The 19,633-nt window shown below is 58.8% G+C and carries 22 protein-coding genes; 9 read left to right on the top strand and 13 right to left on the bottom strand.

The window, feature by feature from the left end; genetic code table 11:
- Window positions 1-12 precede the first annotated feature (12 nt).
- Window positions 13-1,080: an ABC transporter ATP-binding protein gene (locus HBH25_RS04645; RefSeq protein WP_168082009.1), complete on the bottom strand. Its 1,068-nt coding sequence runs from the start codon at window positions 1,078-1,080 to the stop codon at window positions 13-15.
- Window positions 1,077-1,997 carry an ornithine carbamoyltransferase gene (argF, locus tag HBH25_RS04640; protein WP_168082007.1) on the bottom strand — a complete coding sequence of 307 codons (921 nt, stop codon included), beginning with the start codon at window positions 1,995-1,997 and terminating at the stop codon, window positions 1,077-1,079. The genes HBH25_RS04645 and argF overlap by 4 nt, the downstream gene beginning before the upstream one ends.
- 331 nt (window positions 1,998-2,328) lie before the next feature.
- On the opposite strand from argF, the gene HBH25_RS04635 reads away from it, so the two are divergent.
- A complete protein-coding gene (locus HBH25_RS04635; protein ID WP_040261033.1) occupies window positions 2,329-2,622 on the top strand; it encodes a hypothetical protein in 294 nt (97 codons plus the stop codon).
- A 105-nt stretch (window positions 2,623-2,727) separates the two neighbouring features.
- A complete protein-coding gene (gene grxD / locus HBH25_RS04630; RefSeq protein ID WP_168082005.1) occupies window positions 2,728-3,069 on the top strand; it encodes a Grx4 family monothiol glutaredoxin in 342 nt (113 codons plus the stop codon).
- Window positions 3,070-3,123: 54 nt separating this feature from the next.
- Here the strand turns inward: grxD and bfr are convergent, their stop codons facing one another.
- The 4 genes from bfr to pyrC all read right to left on the bottom strand — a co-directional run bounded on the left by bfr (window position 3,124) and on the right by pyrC (window position 5,831).
- Complete coding sequence (gene bfr / locus HBH25_RS04625) at window positions 3,124-3,603, bottom strand: bacterioferritin (protein WP_168082003.1); 480 nt, start codon at window positions 3,601-3,603, stop codon at window positions 3,124-3,126.
- Between the two features lie 170 nt (window positions 3,604-3,773).
- Window positions 3,774-3,992: a bacterioferritin-associated ferredoxin gene (locus tag HBH25_RS04620; protein ID WP_168082001.1), complete on the bottom strand. Its 219-nt coding sequence runs from the start codon at window positions 3,990-3,992 to the stop codon at window positions 3,774-3,776.
- A 121-nt stretch (window positions 3,993-4,113) separates the two neighbouring features.
- A complete protein-coding gene (gene rnt / locus HBH25_RS04615) occupies window positions 4,114-4,788 on the bottom strand; it encodes a ribonuclease T (protein WP_168081999.1) in 675 nt (224 codons plus the stop codon).
- Window positions 4,785-5,831 (bottom strand): dihydroorotase, encoded by a 1,047-nt coding sequence (pyrC, locus tag HBH25_RS04610; RefSeq protein WP_168082666.1) that lies wholly within the window; start codon window positions 5,829-5,831, stop codon window positions 4,785-4,787. Before pyrC ends, rnt begins: the two co-directional genes overlap by 4 nt.
- A 208-nt stretch (window positions 5,832-6,039) precedes the next feature.
- Between pyrC and HBH25_RS04605 the strand changes: the two genes are divergently transcribed.
- The gene (locus HBH25_RS04605) at window positions 6,040-7,044 is read left to right on the top strand and encodes a flagellar protein MotY (protein ID WP_168081997.1); all 1,005 of its coding nucleotides are present in this window, start codon (window positions 6,040-6,042) and stop codon (window positions 7,042-7,044) included.
- 122 nt (window positions 7,045-7,166) lie between these two features.
- Window positions 7,167-8,384, top strand: coding sequence for an argininosuccinate synthase (locus HBH25_RS04600; RefSeq protein WP_168081995.1), 1,218 nt, complete (start codon window positions 7,167-7,169; stop codon window positions 8,382-8,384).
- An 82-nt stretch (window positions 8,385-8,466) separates the two neighbouring features.
- Here the strand turns inward: HBH25_RS04600 and HBH25_RS04595 are convergent, their stop codons facing one another.
- Window positions 8,467-8,748, bottom strand: coding sequence for a hypothetical protein (locus HBH25_RS04595; RefSeq protein ID WP_168081993.1), 282 nt, complete (start codon window positions 8,746-8,748; stop codon window positions 8,467-8,469).
- Between the two features lie 382 nt (window positions 8,749-9,130).
- Between HBH25_RS04595 and HBH25_RS04590 the strand changes: the two genes are divergently transcribed.
- Window positions 9,131-9,763 (top strand): response regulator transcription factor, encoded by a 633-nt coding sequence (locus tag HBH25_RS04590; RefSeq protein WP_168081991.1) that lies wholly within the window; start codon window positions 9,131-9,133, stop codon window positions 9,761-9,763.
- A gap of 41 nt (window positions 9,764-9,804) precedes the next feature.
- On the opposite strand, the gene HBH25_RS04585 is transcribed toward HBH25_RS04590, so the two are convergent.
- The 3 genes from HBH25_RS04585 to metG form a co-directional block, all read right to left on the bottom strand.
- On the bottom strand, window positions 9,805-9,984 hold the full coding sequence (locus HBH25_RS04585) for a PA3496 family putative envelope integrity protein (RefSeq protein ID WP_168081989.1): 180 nt from the start codon (window positions 9,982-9,984) through the stop codon (window positions 9,805-9,807).
- 117 nt (window positions 9,985-10,101) lie between these two features.
- Window positions 10,102-10,740 (bottom strand): endonuclease III, encoded by a 639-nt coding sequence (nth, locus tag HBH25_RS04580; RefSeq protein ID WP_168081987.1) that lies wholly within the window; start codon window positions 10,738-10,740, stop codon window positions 10,102-10,104.
- Between the two features lie 61 nt (window positions 10,741-10,801).
- Entirely contained in the window at window positions 10,802-12,841 is a 2,040-nt protein-coding gene (gene metG, locus HBH25_RS04575) for a methionine--tRNA ligase (RefSeq protein WP_168081985.1), read from the bottom strand.
- A gap of 123 nt (window positions 12,842-12,964) precedes the next feature.
- On the opposite strand from metG, the gene apbC reads away from it, so the two are divergent.
- Complete coding sequence (apbC, locus tag HBH25_RS04570) at window positions 12,965-14,059, top strand: iron-sulfur cluster carrier protein ApbC (RefSeq protein ID WP_168081982.1); 1,095 nt, start codon at window positions 12,965-12,967, stop codon at window positions 14,057-14,059.
- Window positions 14,060-14,136: 77 nt separating this feature from the next.
- On the opposite strand, the gene HBH25_RS04565 is transcribed toward apbC, so the two are convergent.
- Window positions 14,137-14,346 (bottom strand): cold-shock protein, encoded by a 210-nt coding sequence (locus HBH25_RS04565; RefSeq protein WP_079202733.1) that lies wholly within the window; start codon window positions 14,344-14,346, stop codon window positions 14,137-14,139.
- 303 nt (window positions 14,347-14,649) lie between these two features.
- Between HBH25_RS04565 and dcd the strand changes: the two genes are divergently transcribed.
- The 3 genes from dcd to HBH25_RS04550 all read left to right on the top strand — a co-directional run bounded on the left by dcd (window position 14,650) and on the right by HBH25_RS04550 (window position 16,440).
- Window positions 14,650-15,216: a dCTP deaminase gene (gene dcd / locus HBH25_RS04560; RefSeq protein ID WP_168081980.1), complete on the top strand. Its 567-nt coding sequence runs from the start codon at window positions 14,650-14,652 to the stop codon at window positions 15,214-15,216.
- Between the two features lie 109 nt (window positions 15,217-15,325).
- On the top strand, window positions 15,326-15,547 hold the full coding sequence (locus HBH25_RS04555; RefSeq protein WP_168081978.1) for a hypothetical protein: 222 nt from the start codon (window positions 15,326-15,328) through the stop codon (window positions 15,545-15,547).
- Between the two features lie 77 nt (window positions 15,548-15,624).
- Window positions 15,625-16,440, top strand: a complete 816-nt coding sequence (locus tag HBH25_RS04550; RefSeq protein WP_168081976.1) for a transporter substrate-binding domain-containing protein — start codon at window positions 15,625-15,627, stop codon at window positions 16,438-16,440.
- Here the strand turns inward: HBH25_RS04550 and pdeM are convergent.
- The gene (gene pdeM, locus HBH25_RS04545) at window positions 16,437-17,096 is read right to left on the bottom strand and encodes a ligase-associated DNA damage response endonuclease PdeM (RefSeq protein ID WP_168082664.1); all 660 of its coding nucleotides are present in this window, start codon (window positions 17,094-17,096) and stop codon (window positions 16,437-16,439) included. The genes HBH25_RS04550 and pdeM overlap by 4 nt on opposite strands.
- A gap of 11 nt (window positions 17,097-17,107) precedes the next feature.
- On the bottom strand, window positions 17,108-19,588 hold the full coding sequence (locus tag HBH25_RS04540; RefSeq protein WP_168081974.1) for a ligase-associated DNA damage response DEXH box helicase: 2,481 nt from the start codon (window positions 19,586-19,588) through the stop codon (window positions 17,108-17,110).
- Between the last annotated feature and the right edge of the window lie 45 nt (window positions 19,589-19,633).

Here is a 19,633-nt window from a genome sequence, read left to right as displayed (position 1 = left end):
TGTACCTGCAGGCTAGGGATGTACCGGTACGCTGCCAGCTGCTTCGAACAACACAAGGTGTTCGGCGGCCACGGCAATACCCACTTCCTGGCCTATGGGGTAGTCCGCATGGCTGGCAAACACGGCTTCTACCTGGCTTCCCGTGGGCAAGCGGAGTTGATAGAGCGTTGAGGCGCCTAGAAAGCTCTTGCCTACAATGTGAGCCCGCAGTGCACTGGCAGGTGACAGCACGATGTCGTCTGGGCGCAAAAGCACGTCCACAGCGGCCCCCATTGGCCAAGGGTAGGCCTGGCGCCCTTGCAGCTCGCCTAGCTCGGTATGTACGGTGGCCGGGCCGGTGAGTTCGCCGCGAATGAAATAGCCCTGGCCGATAAAGCTGGCCACAAAGGGTGTGCGAGGCTGGTGGTAAAGGTTATAGGGTGTATCCCACTGCTCCAGGTTGCCTTGCCGGAAGACACCTACCTTATCGCTGACGGTAAAGGCTTCCTCCTGGTCGTGAGTGACCAGGATGGCGCTGATGCCACGGCCCTTGAGAATGTCACGCACTTCACGGCTTAGCCGACGGCGCAGCTCTACGTCCAGGTTGGAAAAAGGTTCGTCCAGCAGCAACAGCCGGGGTTCTGGTGCCAATGCACGGGCAAGCGCGACCCGCTGTTGCTGCCCCCCTGACAGTTCATGGGGGTAGCGTTCGCCTAGCCCCTGCAGCTTGACCAGCGCCAACATGTCTGCAACTACACGGGCAACGTCTACGCCCTTGCCCAGCCCAAAGGCCACGTTGCGCGCCACGGTAAGGTGCGGGAACAGGGCGTAGTCCTGGAACACCATGCCAATGCGGCGTTTTTCCGGGGCCAGGGTGTGGCCTGGGCGGGAAATCACCTCGTCGCCCAGCTGGATCTGGCCTTCATGCACGGGTTCAAACCCTGCGATCGCGCGAAGTGTGGTGGTTTTACCGCATCCGGAAGCACCCAGCAGGCAACCGATTTCGCCGGGGGCCAGGTGCAGGTCAAGGTTATGGACGACGCGCTGGGTGGCATAACCGCAGGCCAGCGCGTTCAAGCTCAAGAGGGCAGAGGAAGTCATTCGGCTCGATAGGCAGGTGTGACGAGGAACTCAAGCAGCGCCTTTTGCGCGTGCAAGCGGTTTTCAGCCTGCTGCCAGGCGGCCGAGCGAGGGTCTTCGAGCAGGTCGTGGCTGATTTCCTCGCCGCGGTGGGCAGGCAGGCAATGCATGAATACCACGTCCGGTGCTGCCAGATCGAGTAATTCTCGTGTGACCTGGAAGGGTGCGAACCGGGCCAGGCGCTGTTCCGCTTCTTCTTCCTGGCCCATGGATGTCCATACGTCCGTACTGACCAGGTGCGCACCACGAACGGCCTCGCGTGGGTCGCGCGTGAGCGTTACACGGTCGCCGGCTTTGGCCAGGAAGCGGGGGTCGGGTTCGTAGCCTTCAGGGCACGCTACGCGCAACTGGAAGCCAAACTGGATAGCCGCTTCCACGTAGCTGTTGCACATGTTGTTGCCATCTCCCACCCACGCCACCGTTTTGCCTTGGATCGCGCCGCGCAACTCAAGAAACGTCTGCATGTCGGCCAGTAACTGGCAAGGGTGCAGGTCGTCAGACAGGCCATTGATCACGGGCACATTGGAATGGGCTGCAAAGCGGGTGAGCGTGGAATGGGCAAAGGTCCGAATCATGACTGCGTCGAGCATGCTGGACATCACGATAGCGGCATCCTCGATCGGTTCACCGCGCCCCAGCTGGGTATCCCGTGTAGAAAGGAAAATGGCTTGGCCGCCCAGTTGTATCATCCCGGCCTCGAACGAAAGCCGTGTACGGGTCGAGGATTTTTCAAAAATCATCCCCAGCACGCGATTTTTCAGGGGTTCGTGCAAAACGGCGCGATTGCGCAGGCCTTTGAGCTCGATCCCTCGGCGAATCACCGCCACAAGCTCATCGGGCGTGAAGTCCATGAAGGAGAGAAAGTGCCTGGCGCTCATGTATGACTACCTTTTGCATCATGCCGAAAGGGGCCCGCTGAAAGGGGCGGGCCCAGGGGGCGAAAGCCGCGCACAGCGCGACAAATCGTTCAAGAGGACGCGATGGTATAAAAAAATGTCGCGTATTACCAATGGGTGTCACAGATTTTGAACGGCCAATCGCCTCATGATGTGTCTGCTCGCCATTTGTCGCCAGCCAGGTGAACCGTAGGGGCCAAGCGCAGTCCGTTTCTTGAAGGGTGTCACACCAATGGCCTGCATTGACGTGACAGCATTCCACAACGCTCTGCCGTGGGTGATAATGTGTCCCACGCGACACAGGGAGTCCCGAATGGAAGCGAAGGAAAAACAACTGATGGAGCTGCTTGGGTTGACGGCCCGTACGCTTACCCATCTGACGGCATCGATCACCACCATGTCCTTCGAGTTGCTGCGTAGCGAAGACAAGGTCGCCCGCGAGGCGGGCCGCCACATGATCGACCGTATGGCGACTATCAGTTCGGAGCTGGATGCTCATTGGCAAATCATCGGCGAAATGACCGGTGTGCATGTGCCGCAGGATGAAGTCGAAACCATCACCGAAATCGAAATGCTAAGCCCTCCCTCTGGCAATGCCATGCAGTAAGGCCAGGTTGGGGCAGGGCGAAGACCGAGCACCACACTCGGCTTTCCTTTACAATTGCCCTACGTATCGGCGCGCAAGTGTCGAGTAGCCAAGCCTGAGGTGCCCATGGATATCATTGAAACCATCAAAGACCAGATCGCTAACAACACCATTTTGCTGTACATGAAAGGTTCGCCAAACGCCCCACAATGCGGTTTCTCTGCCAAGGCCGTTCAGGCCGTGATGGGTTGCGGTGAGAAATTCGCCTATGTCGACATTCTGCAGAACCCGGAAATCCGTGCCAACCTTCCCAAGTACGCCAATTGGCCAACTTTCCCGCAATTGTGGGTGGCGGGCGAGCTGGTCGGCGGCAGTGACATCGTGGCCGAAATGGCGGCCAATGGCGAGCTGCAGGCCCTGATCAAGGGTGCGACCGCCAAGACCGCAGAGCCCCAGGCTGGCGCGTAATACGGTAACCTATAAAAAAACCCCGCCAAGGCGGGGTTTTTTTATAGCCAAGGCTCAGGCGTCTTCTTCACCCATGCCGGACTGAAGATAGTTCTCGATGCCGATCTTGTCGATCAGGCCAAGCTGGGTTTCCAGCCAATCGATGTGTTCTTCTTCAGATTCCAGAATATCCTCAAGCATGTCACGGCTGCCGTAGTCGCCTACGGTTTCACAATGGGCAATGGCAGCACGCAAATCCATGATGCCTTTCTGCTCAAGCTTGAGATCGCACTCAAGCATTTCGCGGGTGTGCTCCCCGATCAGCAGCTTGCCCAGCTCTTGAACATTGGGAATGCCTTCAAGAAAAAGAATACGCTTGATCAGTTTGTCAGCGTGCTTCATCTCATCGATGGATTCATCGTACTCGTGCTTGCCTAGCTTGTTCAGGCCCCAGTCTTCATACATGCGCGCATGAAGGAAGTACTGGTTAATGGCAATCAGCTCGTTGCCAAGAACACGGTTGAGATGCTGTATGACGCTAACGTCACCTTTCATGGTTTTAGCCTGTGCTTTTGCAGATGCCTGAAAGTTTGCGCGCCATAAAAGGCGCTGTCAAACAGGCATTTGCAGCACAAATATTCGCAGGTGTGAACGGGAATGGCTAATGTTTGCGTTCAACGCCGAATAGCAACACGAATGAAACGCAATGGCTACGCGGATGGGTGTTACGCCACCGTAAACTCTACCGGAAAGACCGATACAGCCTGGGCTGCGCGAATGTCGGCTAGCGTGTCACGTACTACTTCCTTGGCCAGGCAAGCGCATTTTCCGCATTGGCTGGCTACGCCTGTGGCTAGGCGTACTTCTCGATAGCTGCAGCAACCTTCGTTGATAGCGTCACGGATTTGACCATCGGTAACACCCGTGCAGAGGCAAACATACATATCGCTGGCACCATCGCTGTAAGGCTGGGAGTGCCAGGATCTTAATGTTAATGAGAATGCTTGTCAAAACGCCTTGGCGGTGGATGAGCTTCCCCCGATGAAAGGTCGTTCAGCGCTGCTTTCAGGCATCGAAGTCGCGCCAGCCGCCCAGGTCTTTCCAGCGGTTCACGATGCCACAGAACAGCTCAGCGGTTTTCTCGGTGTCGTACCGGGCAGAGTGCGCCTCGCGGCCATCAAAGTCGATGTTGGCACTCTGGCAAGCCTTGGCCAGCACGGTTTGCCCATACGCCAGGCCGGCCAGCGTAGCGGTGTCGAAGCTGGAGAAGGGGTGGAAGGGGTTACGTTTCAGGTCGTGGCGGGCAATGGCAGCGTTCAGGAACCCAAGGTCGAAACTGCTGTTGTGGCCTACCAGAATGGCGCGCTTGCAGCCATTGGCTTTGACCGCCTTGCGAACGCTGCGGAAAATGTCAGCCAGTGCCACCTCTTCGCTGACAGCCATGCGCAGGGGATGGTCGAGCTTGATACCGGTGAACTCCAACGCTGCGGCTTCGATGTTGGCGCCCGCAAAAGGCTCTACGCGGAAGAACAGCGTATGGTCGGGGAAGACAAACCCCTTTTCATCCATGGCAATAGTGGTAGCGGCAATTTCCAGCAATGCATCGGTCGCACTGTTGAAACCACCGGTTTCCACATCGATCACAACCGGCAGGTAGCCTCTGAAACGCGCTGCCATGGGATGGCGGCTGGCTGATGAAGCGGGGCCGTCAAGGTCGTCGTCGAAATGCTCTTCGCTCACGCGTGTGTCTCCAATACTCGCCACTGCAGGGTTTCGCCTGCGCGTAGTGGCACAACTTCATGTTCCCCAAAGGCGAGCACTGAAGGTGCTGCCCAAGGCTGACGGACCAAGGTGATCCGCGAGGTGTTAGCGGGCAGCCCGTAGAACGCTGGGCCATGCAGGCTAGCAAAGCCTTCGAGCTGGTGCAGGGCGCCAGCCTGGTCGAAGGCTTCGGCGTACAGTTCGATAGCGGCGTAGGCGGTGTAACAGCCTGCACACCCGCAGGCCGCTTCTTTGGCGTGCCGGGCATGGGGTGCCGAGTCGGTACCCAGAAAGAACTTGGGGCTGCCACTGGTAGCGGCCTCGATCAAGGCGTGCTGGTGCGTATTTCGCTTCAGGATAGGCAGGCAGTAAAAGTGTGGCCGTATACCGCCTACCAGCATGTGGTTTCGGTTGTACAACAAGTGATGCGCCGTAATGGTTGCGCCAACATTAGCGCCTGCTGACGTCACGAAGGCCACCGCGTCGGCCGTAGTGATGTGTTCGAACACCACCTTCAGGTTCGGGAAACGGTCAACGATTCTCACCATGTGCTCGTCGATAAAGGCCTTCTCCCGGTCGAACACATCGATGTCCGCATGGGTCACCTCGCCATGCACCAGCAGGGGCATCCCGACATCCGCCATGACCTCCAGTACCGGGAACAACCTTTCGATGGAGGTCACACCGGAGTCGGAGTTGGTCGTGGCACCGGCCGGGTAGAGCTTGGCGGCCTGCACATAACCTGTGGCCTGCGCAGCGCGGATGTCCTCGGGCAAGGTGCGGTCGGTGAGGTAGAGCACCATCAGTGGCTCGAACGTGCTGTCAGCAGGGCGGGCCGCCAGAATGCGCTGCCGGTAGGCCCCGGCCTGTTCGGCATTGCGTACAGGGGGCACCAGGTTGGGCATGATGATCGCGCGGCCGAACGTACGTGCGGCGTCAGCGACGGTCTGGGCCAAGGCCGCGCCGTCACGCAGGTGAATGTGCCAGTCGTCAGGACGTAGCAGGGTAAGGCGGTCGGTCATGAAGGGTACCAGGCGGGTCGAACTCATGAAGGCGCAGGCAACGTGGGAGGAACGGCACACAAGGGCCGGTACGTGTGCAGCTGCGAGCTACCGGTATAACAGGTGGGCGAATCCTACCGGAAAAGCCCGGTGGGGGCATCCGCTATCAAGTTTGCCGTGCCCTGACCGATATGCAGGGAGTACGTAGACTTCTACTCCGGAGCTTGCCGTGGGCCATCGCTACCTTGCCTGTCTGTCCCTGATCGCCTGTGGCCTTGCCACTGCGCCAGCGATGGCCTTTACCTTCCAGACTCGCCTGGAGAACGTGGAATGGAAAGTGGAGGGTGACCCTTTCGAATGTCGCCTTACGCAGCCGGTCGCCGATTTCGGCGACGGTCAATTCGTGCGCCGCGCCGGTGAGAAAGTTGTTTTTAGGCTCAATTCCAGCACAGGGGCGCTGGGTAACGGGACAGCCTCTCTGTTGGCTGCGGCGGCGCCTTGGCAGCCTGGCCGTTCCGATGTCAGCCTGGGTAGTGCGCGGCTTGGCGCAGGGCCGGTGTTGTTGACCTCCAGCCAGGGCCAAGCGGCCGCATTGGTCAGTGGCTTGCTGGAAGGGCGCAGCAGCGTCGTGCGAACCGTTTCCACCGACACAGGTCAAGCCATGGAAGTGCGTTTGCTACCCGTGAAATTCAACAAGGCGTGGAACGATTACCAGGCCTGTACGGCAAAGCTGCTGCCGATGAATTTTGAGCAGGTGCGTTTGAGCCAAGTGCCTTTCCCCGGTACCGGAACAGAGCTGGATAACGCTGCCAAGGCACGGCTGGACACGATACTGGCCTTCATGAAAGCCGATCCATCGGTCAATCATGTGGAGTTGGATGGCCATTCCGACAACAGTGGCAACCGCCTGGCCAACCGCGACCTTTCACGTCGGCGGGCATTGTCCGTAGCGGACTACCTTAAGGCTCATGGCGTACCGGAAAGCGCGATCGATGTACGTTTCCATGGTGAGCAATACCCCTTGGTGCCTAACACCTCCGCTGCCAACAGGGCTCGCAACCGCCGGGTGAACATCCAGCTCGACAGGCGTACAACCACAGCCGTCGCCCCTGTCACGCCAGCAGAGGCCCCACTCACTGCGCCGTCAACGGCCATTGGGGCTGCTCCACCTGCGGCTCCCGCCAGCGCACCGAGCGTACCTGCAGCCCCGCCACAAGGGGCTGTCAAACACTGATATCAACGGCTTAAGCCTGGAATGGCTGTCGCTTCCCTAACAGTGGTTGTCGCGCTACTGTAAATCCACGGCAGTCGGCGGTAGAATCGTCGGCTTTCAGCAAAACCCCGTGGAGTGATGGCATGGCGGACGTAAAAAAGGTCGTTCTGGCGTATTCCGGTGGCCTGGACACTTCGGTGATCCTCAAGTGGCTGCAGGATACCTATGGCTGTGAAGTGGTGACCTTCACCGCTGACCTGGGCCAGGGCGAGGAAGTGGAGCCCGCACGCGCCAAGGCTCAGGCCATGGGCGTGAAAGAAGTGTACATCGACGACCTGCGGGAAGAGTTCGTACGCGACTTCGTGTTTCCAATGTTCCGTGCCAATACGGTGTACGAGGGCGAATACCTGTTGGGCACTTCTATTGCCCGCCCCTTGATCGCCAAGCGGCTGATCGAGATCGCTAACGAAACCGGTGCCGACGCTATCAGCCATGGTGCTACCGGCAAAGGCAACGATCAGGTTCGTTTCGAGTTGGGTGCCTATGCGCTCAAGCCTGGCGTGAAAGTGATTGCACCCTGGCGCGAGTGGGACCTGCTGTCCCGCGAGAAGCTGATGGACTATGCCGAAAAGCACAGCATTCCCATTGAGCGCCATGGCAAAAAGAAGTCGCCTTATTCCATGGACGCCAACCTGCTGCACATCTCCTATGAAGGGGGAGTGCTGGAAGACACCTGGACCGAGCACGAAGAAGACATGTGGCGGTGGACTGTCTCGCCGGAAAATGCGCCAGACACCCCAACGTACCTGGAACTGACCTACCGCCACGGCGATATCATTGCGCTGGACGGTGTGGAAAAATCGCCTGCCACCGTACTGGCCGACCTCAACCGCATTGGTGGGGAAAACGGCATTGGTCGTTTGGACATCGTTGAGAACCGCTACGTAGGCATGAAATCCCGGGGCTGTTACGAAACGCCCGGCGGCACGATCATGTTGCGTGCACACCGTGCCATTGAGTCCATTACCCTGGATCGCGAAGTAGCGCACCTCAAAGATGAGCTGATGCCGCGCTACGCAAGCCTGATCTACACCGGCTATTGGTGGAGCCCTGAGCGCCTGTTGCTGCAACAGATGATCGACGCGTCCCAGGCTCATGTGAACGGTGTGGTGCGTCTGAAACTGTACAAAGGCAACGTTACGGTGGTAGGCCGCAAATCTGATGATTCGCTGTTCGATGCCACCATCGCTACCTTTGAGGAAGACGGAGGCGCCTACAACCAGGCCGATGCAGCTGGCTTTATCAAGCTCAATGCATTGCGCATGCGAATCGCCGCCAACAAGGGCCGTAGCCTGGCTTGAGTCAGTAGCATGAAAAAAGCCGCGGCCTGTGCTGCGGCTTTTTTTTGGAAGTATGCCTTGGTGTGCGTAGTGGTCCTCAGGGCTAAACCTGATTTGTTGGTGGCTGCTCCTGGGCAGGGGAAGCGGGTGAGGCCTGAGGGCTGGTATCCGCCACTGAGTTTCCTGTGAGCGCCTGCCTGTTGAAATTCAGGGTGATAAAAAACAACGCAGTCAGGAAGGGTGGAAAAAGGACCAGAAACCACACAAATACAGTCTGATTTTGGTGGTCAAGCAAGGGAAGGCTGACCAGTGCCGAGGCTTCCGTTGTTGCGGCCAGAACGGCAATCAAGGCCAATGGGTTATTGATAGAGGCTGAAATGCGCATGCTCAGTCCTTGTCGCAGTGCACGACGGTTAGTGTTTCGGCTTCAGGATAGGGGCCTTGAGCGGTATAAAACACTAGATAAAGCTAGACGTGGTTAAACCGGATTAAACGGTATTAACCGCCTGGTACGTGCTCTGTAACAGGTTGATAGCTTAAATGTACAGCTCGCAATTGATGTCTAGGGAAGGGGCGTGTAACGTTCCCGTTCGTCGCTAGCATTTACGGGTTCAAAAGCAAGCTTTCAAACGGACTTGTAGGATATTTCAATCACACATGTAAGGGGATTCTCAGACTCTACCCTCCCTGGCATTTCGGTAACACCTGCGGCCGGAAACTGGGCTATGTTCCCGTTCGACAACAAACTGTAGCAATCGGATTAGCTCATGAACAAAGTGCTCATCGTGGATGACCATCCCGTGATACGTCTGGCAGTAAGGATGCTAATGGAACGCCATGGCTACGATGTCGTTGGCGAAACCGACAACGGGGCCGATGCGCTTCAGCTGGCCCGTGAATCGCAGCCGGATATCGTCATTCTTGATATCGGTATTCCTAAACTGGATGGCCTGGAGGTTATTGCTCGCCTGACGGCAGGGTCTATTGCTCACATGCGTGTGCTGGTGCTGACCTCACAGGCCCCTGGCCATTTCTCCATGCGCTGCATGCAGGCTGGTGCAGCGGGCTATGTGTGCAAGCAACAGGACCTTACTGAATTGCTTAGTGCAATCAAGGCGGTGTTATCCGGTTACAGCTATTTCCCGAACCAGGCACTGCACCCAGTGCGGTCTCAAATGGGGAATGTTAGTGAAAAGGAGCTGGTACAGCGCCTGTCGAGCCGAGAAATGATGGTTTTGCAACAACTAGCTTCAGGCCGAACAAACAAGGAAATAGCGGAAGCCATGTTGCTTAGCAACAAAACGGTCAGCACCTATAAGACCCGGTTGCTGATGAAACTTAATGCCAGGTCATTGGTGGACCTGGTGGAAGTCGCTCAGCGCAACGGAATTGTGGGTTAGTTTCGCGCCCCCGCTTTCGCGGGGGCAAGGCGCTTTCTACGTCAGAAGTCGAAGTTGTAGTCATCCAACTGCTTTTTCAGCCGACGCTCCTCCAGAAGGTTGTCGATGGTTCGGCGCTTGCTCAGGTTGCTTTTGCTAACCTCTGCAACAGGCTCGGCTTCGTCTGCATCGGCCAGTACGAAATCCTCATCCACTTCCAGTGCTGCTTGCTCGGTTGTCATTCATCCACTCCGGCCCGGTGGGCCTCTACGGGGTGCTCTTGGCGCACCTTATATCGGCAATTCCGAAGTGGGTAAAAGAGATTTTTTCAATCACCAGGATAGAGGCATTACGCTTTATCAATCGTCCGAAGTCTTGGCCGTGTATTCGCACAGGTCTTCGATACGGCAGCTGCCACAGCGGGGTTTGCGTGCTTGGCAAACGTAGCGCCCATGGAGGATCAGCCAGTGGTGAGCGTCAAGCAGGTAGGCCTTGGGAACGTGCTTGAGCAGGCCTCGTTCTACCTCCACGACATTTTTCCCAGGTGCAATGCGAGTGCGGTTGCTTACCCTGAAGATATGGGTGTCCACTGCCATGGTGAGCTGTCGAAAGGCCGTGTTCAGCACCACATTGGCGGTTTTACGACCCACACCCGGCAGTGCTTCCAACGCTTCTCGGCTTTCTGGGACCTGGCCGCCATGCAGCTCGACCAGGCGCCGACAGGTTTCAATCACATTTTTGGCTTTGCTGTTATACAGCCCGATGGTCTTGATGTAGTGGCTCAAGCCTTCCACGCCCAGGTCCAAAATGGCCTGGGGCGTATTGGCAATGGGGTATAACCGAGCCGTAGCCTTGTTCACACCCACATCCGTAGATTGCGCAGACAGAATAACCGCGATCAATAGTTCGAAGGGTGTGGTGTAGGCCAGCTCGGTGCGGGGTTCGGGATTGTCTTCATGGAAGCGGCGGAAGATTTCCAGTCGCTTGGCAGCGTTCATTGAAAGGTCCTCTGGCTGCTCGCTGCCCAGCTCAAGGCTGGGCACGAACAAGGTGTTGCGCTTATTTGATCCGCTGACCAGGCTTGGCACCTGTGTCGGGTGACAGCAGGTAGATCTCCGAGCCACCCGGCCCCGCGGCCAACACCATACCTTCGGAAAGGCCAAAGCGCATTTTGCGCGGCTTGAGGTTGGCGATCATCATCGTAAGCCGCCCTTCAAGCGCGGTTGGGTCGGGGTACGCACTCTTGATGCCAGAGAACACCGTGCGTTGGGCATCGCCGATGTCCAGCGTCAAGCGCAGGAGCTTGTCTGCGCCCTCAACCGCTTCTGCCTTGAGGATGCGTGCTACACGCAAGTCAACGGCAGCGAAAGCGTCAAAGTCGATCTCGTCTGCCAAGGGGTCTGCTACCAGCTCGCCATTGCCAGACGATACGGGATCAGCCGTAGCGGCCAGGCTTTCCTGGGACGCCGCTACCATCGCCTCGACCCGGGCCGGCTCTATACGCGTCATCAGGGGCTTGAAGGCATTCAGGGCATGATCGGCCAGCAGTGTCTGGTGGTCGTCCCAGTGCAGCGGGGCGACGTTGAGGAAGGCTTCTGCCTCGGCTGCCAGAGCTGGCAGCACTGGCTTGAGGTAAATCATCAGCAGGCGGAAGAGGTTGATACCTGCCGCACAGATGGCCTGCACTTCATCCTGCTTGCCTTCCTGCTTGGCCAAAGCCCAAGGGGCCTTATCGGCGATCCATGCATTGGCGCGGTCGGCCAGGGCCATGGTTTCACGCATGGCCCGTGCAAAGTCTCGCTGCTCGTAGGCGTCTGCAATAACAGGCGCTGCGGCGACAAAGGCTGCCGTCAGCTCAGGTGCTGCATTGCCAGCCACCAAGCGGCCACCATTGCCTTTGTGGATAAAGCCGGCACAACGGCTGGCAATGTTCACTACCTTGCCAATGAGGTCCGAGTTGACCTTCTGCACGAAGTCTTCAAGGTTCATGTCCAGGTCGTCCACACCCCGGCCCAGCTTGGAGGCGTAGTAGTAGCGCAGGTATTCCGGCGCAAGGTGTTCCAGGTACGTTCGGGCCTTGATGAACGTGCCCCGGGACTTGGACATTTTCTGGCCATTGACCGTAAGATAACCATGGACATTAAGTGCAGTGGGCTTGCGGTAGCCGGCGCCTTCGAGCATGGCTGGCCAGAACAGCGCATGAAAATTGACGATGTCTTTGCCAATGAAATGGTAGAGCTCTGCGGTGGAGTCTTTGCCCCAGAAGGCGTCGAAGTCCAGCTCTGGCCGCCGCGCACACAGGTTCTGGAAGCTCGCCATGTAGCCGATCGGGGCATCCAGCCACACGTAGAAGTACTTGCCCGGTGCGTCGGGAATCTCAAAGCCGAAATAGGGGGCGTCGCGTGAGATGTCCCACTCCTGCAGCCCTGAATCCAGCCACTCGGCCAGTTTGTTGGCTACTGGCTCTTGCAGGGTGCCGCTGCGGGTCCAGCCTTGCAGCATGGCCTGGAAATCCGGCAGCTTGAAGAAAAAGTGCTTGGAGTCACGCAAAACGGGGGTGGCCCCGGAGATAGCCGACTTCGGGTCTTTGAGGTCTGTGGGCTCATAAGTGGCCCCACATTTTTCACAGTTGTCCCCGTACTGATCGGCTGTACCGCATTTGGGGCAGGTGCCCTTGATGAAGCGGTCGGCCAGAAACATTTGCTTTTCAGGATCGAAATACTGAGTCACGGAACGTGTGGCAATGTGACCGGCGTCGCGCAGGCGCAGATAGATCTCGCTGGAGAGCGCGCGGTTCTCTTCAGAGTGGGTGGAGTAGAAATTGTCGAACTCAACCAGAAAGTCTGCGAAGTCGGTGCTGTGCTCGGCCTTGACCGCATCGATCAGCTGTTCGTTGGTCACCCCTTCCTTTTCTGCCCGCAGCATGATGGCCGAGCCGTGCGCATCGTCGGCGCACACATAGATGCACTGGTTGCCGCGCAGCTTCTGATAGCGCACCCACACGTCGGTCTGGATGTACTCGACCATGTGGCCCAGGTGAATGGAGCCGTTGGCATAGGGCAGGGCGCTGGTAACGAGAATCTTGCGGGGCTCGGACATAAGGCTCGGCTACTTGAACTGGAACGAAGACCGACCACTATAAAGCGGCGCGCTTTTTTTTTCATCAATGCGGCCGAACAGGTAGCATAGGCGGCTATCACACAGCCTTGCCAGGGAGTTGCCATGAGCGTTGTTACCCGCGCAGCAGTAGAGAGCGTGCTGCGCCAGTACACGGACCCATACCTCGAACAGGACCCGGTGACCGCCGGGTGTGTGGAAGCTGTTCATATCCAGGGCGCGCAGGTACAGGTGGACCTGCTGCTCGGTTACGCGGCGTCACAATTCCATGCGGGGTGGGCGCAAACCCTGCAGATAGCTTTGGAAGGCCTGGAGGGCGTAGAACAGGCGCAGGTGCGTGTGCGCTCTGCGGTTCAGCCGCACAAGGCCCAGGCGCAGGTACCGGCGCTGGCCAACGTTAAGAATGTCATTGCCGTCGCGTCAGGAAAAGGCGGAGTAGGGAAGTCCACCACGGCGGCGAACCTTGCCTTGGCATTGGCCAGAGAAGGCGCGCGCGTGGGCATCCTGGACGCCGATATCTACGGGCCTAGCCAGGGCGTAATGTTCGGTATTGCCGAGGGTACGCGCCCGCAGGTGCGGGAGCAGAAGTGGTTCGTGCCGCTTCAGGCCCATGGTGTGGAGGTGATGTCCATGGCATTCCTGACGGACGACAACACGCCAGTGGTGTGGCGAGGGCCTATGGTGTCCGGCGCGCTGATGCAACTGATCACGCAGACGGCCTGGAATAATCTGGATTACCTGGTGATCGACATGCCGCCGGGAACCGGTGACATTCAGCTGACCTTGGCGCAGAAAGTACCCGTGGCCGGTGCGGTCATTGTTACCACGCCACAGGACCTGGCGTTGCTGGATGCCAGAAAGGGCGTTGAAATGTTCCGCAAGGTGCATATTCCGGTGCTGGGTGTAGTGGAAAACATGGCGGTGCACCTGTGCTCCAACTGCGGCCATGCCGAACACCTGTTTGGCGAAGGCGGCGGTGCGCGCCTCGCGGCCCAGTACAGCGTGGAACTGCTGGCATCGCTCCCGCTTGCGATGAGCATTCGCGAGCACGCCGACAGCGGCAAGCCAACGGCGATTGCAGAGCCCGACAGCCAGGTTGCCCTCATGTATCAGGACCTGGCCCGCCGCGTGGGTGCACGTATCGCCCGGGAAGAGCGCCTGGCCGCTCCGTTGCCTACGATCAGCATTTCAGATGACTGAATCGAAGGCATAAAAAAACCCCGCCTAGGCGGGGTTTTTCAGCTTCTCACCGAGGAGAGAAGCGCATTCAAGTGCGATTAGGCAACTTGAACTTCTTCAGCTTGCATGCCCTTCTGGCCGCGAGTAGCGACGAAAGTCACTGCTTGGCCTTCTTTCAGGGACTTGAAGCCGTCGGACTGGATGGCTTTGAAGTGTACGAACAGGTCATCGCCCGACTGAGGGGTGATGAAGCCGTAGCCTTTCTCGTCGTTGAACCACTTGACGGTGCCGTTTTGGCGATTGGACATGGTATGTCTCCTTGGACAAAGTTAACTGCGGCGTTGGAACAGCCCTAGCCGGAACTGAGTGCAAAGAGCATGAAAATTCTTGTTGATGATGAACATCCTGCAGTAATTCTCGGTGACAAAAGCAGCACAGTGGCGCCACCATAAACCTTTTTCAGCAGCCTGCCAACGTACTTTTCATTCTTGCCTCATCACGCTGCTGGCCTGGCTCTTCCATGCCGGTAACCCCGCCTCGCTTTGAACCCACGGCTCCAGCCCGGTAAGATGCGCGCCAATCGTGTATCAACCCTTCAGGACAGCCCTCCAATGAGCATCAAATCGGACAAGTGGATTCGCCGCATGGCGCAGGACCACGGCATGATCGAACCCTTCGTGGAGCGCCAGGTGCGTGGCGAGGGCGCGCAACGGGTGATCTCCTTTGGCGTCTCCAGCTATGGCTACGATGTACGGTGTGCGGACGAATTCAAGGTGTTCACCAACATCAACTCCGCGACCGTGGACCCGAAGAATTTCGACGAAAAAAGCTTTGTCGACGTCAAGAGCGATGTTTGCATCATTCCGCCCAACTCCTTTGCGCTCGCACGCACGGTTGAGTATTTCCGCATTCCGCGCAATGTGCTGACCATTTGCCTGGGCAAAAGCACTTACGCCCGTTGCGGTATCATCGTCAACGTCACACCGCTGGAGCCCGAGTGGGAAGGCCATGTGACCCTGGAGTTTTCCAACACCACCACCTTGCCAGCGAAAATCTACGCTAACGAGGGGGTAGCGCAAATGCTGTTCCTGGAGTCCGACGAAGCCTGTGAAGTGTCGTACCGGGACCGGGGCGGCAAATACCAGGGCCAGCGTGGTGTTACCCTGCCGCGTACATGAAAACTGCGTTACACGAACGAATCGAGTTGAATTCGCCCCGGTTCCATGACTCTACTGCACGAACTCTTCGATTTTGTATTTCGAAACGGGCCCATGCTCAGGAGTGCCTATGAAGATCGATTCGAACATCAGTGCCACACTGGCTTCGCTGCAGCCGAACAACATCGGCCTGCTGGCCTGGTCTCTGCTTGCAAACCCTGCCGGCTGGCAAGCGGGCGGCGTACCTGGCCAGCCTGACCCAGATTTTCCGGGGCCTGGCCAAGGTGAACAACCCAGCGAGCCAGGGGAACCCACCATCCCAGACGTACCACCCCCCACGCCGATGGCGTGATTTATCCATGGCAGCCAGTTAATCTGCGAGGGCTTCACCCCGAAGCCCTTCGACTATTTTGACAATAAAGGCCTGCCATGCGCGCCCACCGTTTGCTCCAGCAGTGCCTCGTCGCCTGCGTTGCCCTGTTTGCCCTCGCCGCTTCGGCCTATGCCGAGCCCATAGCCAACCGCTTGCAGACGGTCATAGACCGAGGCATTTTGCGCGTTGGCACCACAGGCGATTACAAACCATTCAGTTACAAGATGCCCGACAGCGGCCAATTCGTTGGCCTGGATCTGGAAATTGCCAAGGGCATTGCCGAGTCGCTGGGCGTGAAGCTCGAAGTGGTGCCTACCAGTTGGCCTACCTTGATGGCCGACCTGGCAGGCGATAAGTATGACCTGGCTCTTTCAGGGGTTTCGGTGAACCTGGAACGCCAGAAGAAAGCGTTTTTCTCCATCCCTTATCAACGCGATGGAAAAACGCCCATCACGCTCTGCCAAAACCAGGCACGTTTTCAAACGCTGGCCCAGATCGATCAGCCGCAGGTCAGGGCCATCGTCAACCCCGGCGGCACCAACGAAAAATTCGCCCGTGCCAACCTTAAGCAGGCCCAGATTCTGGTGCACCCGGATAACGTCACCATCTTCCAACAGATTGTGGAAGGTAAGGCCGACCTGATGATGACGGATGCGGTTGAAACCCGCCTTCAGCAAAAGCTGCACCCTGAACTGTGCTCAGTGCACCCGGATGCGCCTTTCGATTTCTCGGAAAAAGCCGCCTTGATGCCTCAGGATGCCGCACTGAAAGCCTATGTGGACCAGTGGCTGCACCTGGACATCGCCAGTGGCCGTTTCGATCAGCGCATGCAGCGGTGGCTGGATTATCCTTGGCAGCCAGCACGTCACTAGGGAGCGATGGGCCATACTTGCCCATCACCTACCACGTAGAGTTGGGTGCCTGGCTTGCGCTCTACGGCGAACCCACCGGTAAATGCGCCGAAGGCCGGTAGCAGCGTTACCTGCCCACTGCTGTGGAAGCAGGGTAAGCGCATGCGCTGCCGACCTCGGCCAGACAAGAAGAATACCGGGTGCACGTGGCCGGCCAGCACATGCCGTTCCGGGTGAGGGTGGGGTTCGTGCTGCAGGGCCAGGTTGCCCAGCAGCAAGGGCTCAGGCACCACTTCAAATGCCAGGTCTGGAGGTGGGTCACCGGCACGGTGGTCGTGGTTGCCGCGTATCAGCACAATTCTCAGTGTCGGGTTAAGCCGGCGCCACGCCCGTAACTGGTCCAGCGTACCGGGCGCGTGGGAGCCAGGGCCATGCAGAAAATCCCCTAGGAAAATCAAGTGCTCAACCGGGTAACGGTCCAACGCCTGCTGTAGTACCTGCAGGTTTGTGCCAGTGGTTCCGTGGGGCACAGGCTGGCCCAGGCTGCGGTAGGCCGCAGCCTTGCCAAAGTGCGCATCAGCGATCAGCAGCGCCCGCTGTTCAGGCCACCAGATGGCTTTTTCGCCCATTAGCACCAACTGTTCGCCTGCCAGTGTTATGACCTGATCGCCGCTCATCACCGCGTCACTCATCGGGGCACCTCAGGCCCTGCTGCTTTCTCCAGATCATTCACCATTCGGCCAATCCGGTCAGCCAGTTTTTCCGAGCTCATGCTTTCACGCAGGCGCTCGACCATCAGCGGGAACGCCAGCGGCGTGGGCCGGTTGATCACATGGAAGTCCAAGGTGCGTTCGCCGATACGCCGCAGGGTCAGCTCCAGCCGCACCACGTCCAGTTCCTGGCGCAACACTTCCTGCTGGGCTTGGGTCAGCAAGAGGTTGCCTGCGTCGTATTGCTTGAACACTTCATAGAACAATCCGCTGGAGGCCTGTACCTGCCGAGTACTCTTCTGTGCACCGGGGTAGCCGCCAAACACGAGGCCGGAAATGCGCGCAATTTCCCGAAACCGGCGCAAGGCCAGTTCCCCCGCATTCAGGCTGGCCAGGGCATCCTCCAGTAGGCCGTCTGGGGATAGCACGCCACTGGCCAGCGCCTGTCTCCAGTCCACTTCACTTGGGGTGAGCAGTTCCACACCATAGTCATTTACGGCAATGGAAAAGCTCAGCGGGCGTTGCTGGGTAAGGCGCCAAGCCAACAGGCTGGCCAGCCCCAGGTGAACAAGGCGGCCAGCGAATGGGTACAGAAACAGGTGCCAGCCTTCGCGGGATTTCAGGCTTTCTGCCAGGAACGTATGGCGGGTGGGTAGGGCCGACCACGCTTGCTGAACGTCTAGCAGAGGGCGCACTGCGCGCATGGGCGCGCTGGTATAGATCCCCCGGCTGGCATCGTCCAGCTTGCCCACGAACGCATCGGCCAGTTCACCGGATAGGGGCAAGCGGGTGCCATTCCAGCGCGGGACAGAAGGCTTTTTACCAGTGCTGCGTTTTACATAGGCCGTCATGTTTTCTACCCGCACCAACTCCAGCACTTTGCCCCCGAACAGAAAGACTTCGCCCGGGCGCAGCCGTGCAACAAAGCCTTCTTCTACACTGCCCAGCGATCGCCCGCCGCCGCCTTTGCTCCAGTATTTCAAGTGCAGTGTGGCGTCGCTGACAATGGTACCGATGCCCATGCGATGGCGCCGGCCCACCCGTGCATCCGGTACCCGCCAGATACCCGCCTCATCCGGTTCCACGCGGCGGTAATCGGGGTACGCCGTCAGGCTCGCGCCACCATGGCGCACAAACGCCAGGGCCCACGCCCACTCATCGTCCGTAAGATCGCGGTAGGCCCAGGCGCTGCGGACCTCTTCGAGCAGCAACTCAGGCAGAAAACCACCCCCCAGGGCGATGGTCACCAGGTGCTGTACCAATACATCCAGCGGCTTCTCGGGCGACTCGCGGGGCTCTACCTGCCGCGCCTGCAGGGCGTCCGTGATGGCCGCTGCTTCCACCAGCTCCAGGCTGTGCGTGGGCACCAGTGTCACGCGTGAGGGGCGGCCAGGGGCATGGCCCGACCGCCCGGCGCGCTGTATGAGCCGTGCCACGCCTTTGGCCGAACCGATCTGCAGCACCCGCTCCACGGGTAGAAAGTCCACGCCTAGGTCCAGGCTGGACGTGCACACCACCGCCTTGAGATGCCCCTGCTTGAGCGCCATCTCTACCCATTCGCGGACTTCGCGGGCCAGCGAACCGTGGTGCAGTGCAATCAGGCCCGCCCATTCCGGGCGCGCCTCCAGAATGGCCAGGTACCATAGTTCGGACTGGCCGCGGGTGTTGGTGAACACCAAGGTGCTTTCGCTTTGCGCCAGTTGCTCTACCACTTGGTCCAGCATGCGCAGGCCGATATGACCGGCCCACGGAAAACGCTCGATCGCCGGGGGCAACAGGGTGTCCACCGTAATGACCTTGGCCGTGCCGCCTTCGATACGGGTACCCCCGCCTTGTGGCAGCAGCACTTGCTGAGCTTGGTCGAGGTTGCCAAGGGTCGCGGAGATACCCCATACCTGAAGGTGTGGGTTCCACTGTCGCAAGCGGGCCAGTGCCAGTTGAAGCTGCACACCGCGCTTGTTGCCCATCAGCTCATGCCATTCGTCTACCACCACCATGCCCAGCGTGGAAAGCTCCTCTCGGGATTGCTCCCGGGCCAGCATCAACGTCAGGCTTTCAGGTGTAGTCACCAAGGCGCTAGGCATCCGCCGGCTTTGGCGTGCGCGTTCGGCACTGCTGGTGTCACCGGTACGCAGCCCAACCGTCCAGTTGATGCCCAGGGCCTCTACCGGGGCGAGAAGGGCGCGGTGGGTATCGGCGGCCAATGCGCGCATGGGGGTTATCCATAGCACGCGTAATGGGGCTGCGACCTTGCGTTTACGGGTGGGTGCCGGTACGTCGATGGCAAAGGCCTTGAGTGCGGCGAACCATACGGCATAGGTCTTACCCGCCCCAGTGTTGGCATGCAACAGCCCGGATTCGCCCCTGGCGCTGGCGGCCCATAAGGCTTTCTGAAAGGGAAAGGGTTTCCAGCCGCAGGCGTCGAACCAGGCCTTGGCGTAATTGGGAGGGCGGGGCATGGGGGAGGGCGTGGCTCCGAAAGGCTTTCTTCAGTGACCACGCCA

It is taken from the genome of Pseudomonas quercus, from assembly GCF_012033695.1.
Lineage (GTDB): Bacteria > Pseudomonadota > Gammaproteobacteria > Pseudomonadales > Pseudomonadaceae > Aquipseudomonas > Aquipseudomonas quercus.
This window is presented reverse-complemented; position numbering and strand designations above follow the sequence as displayed.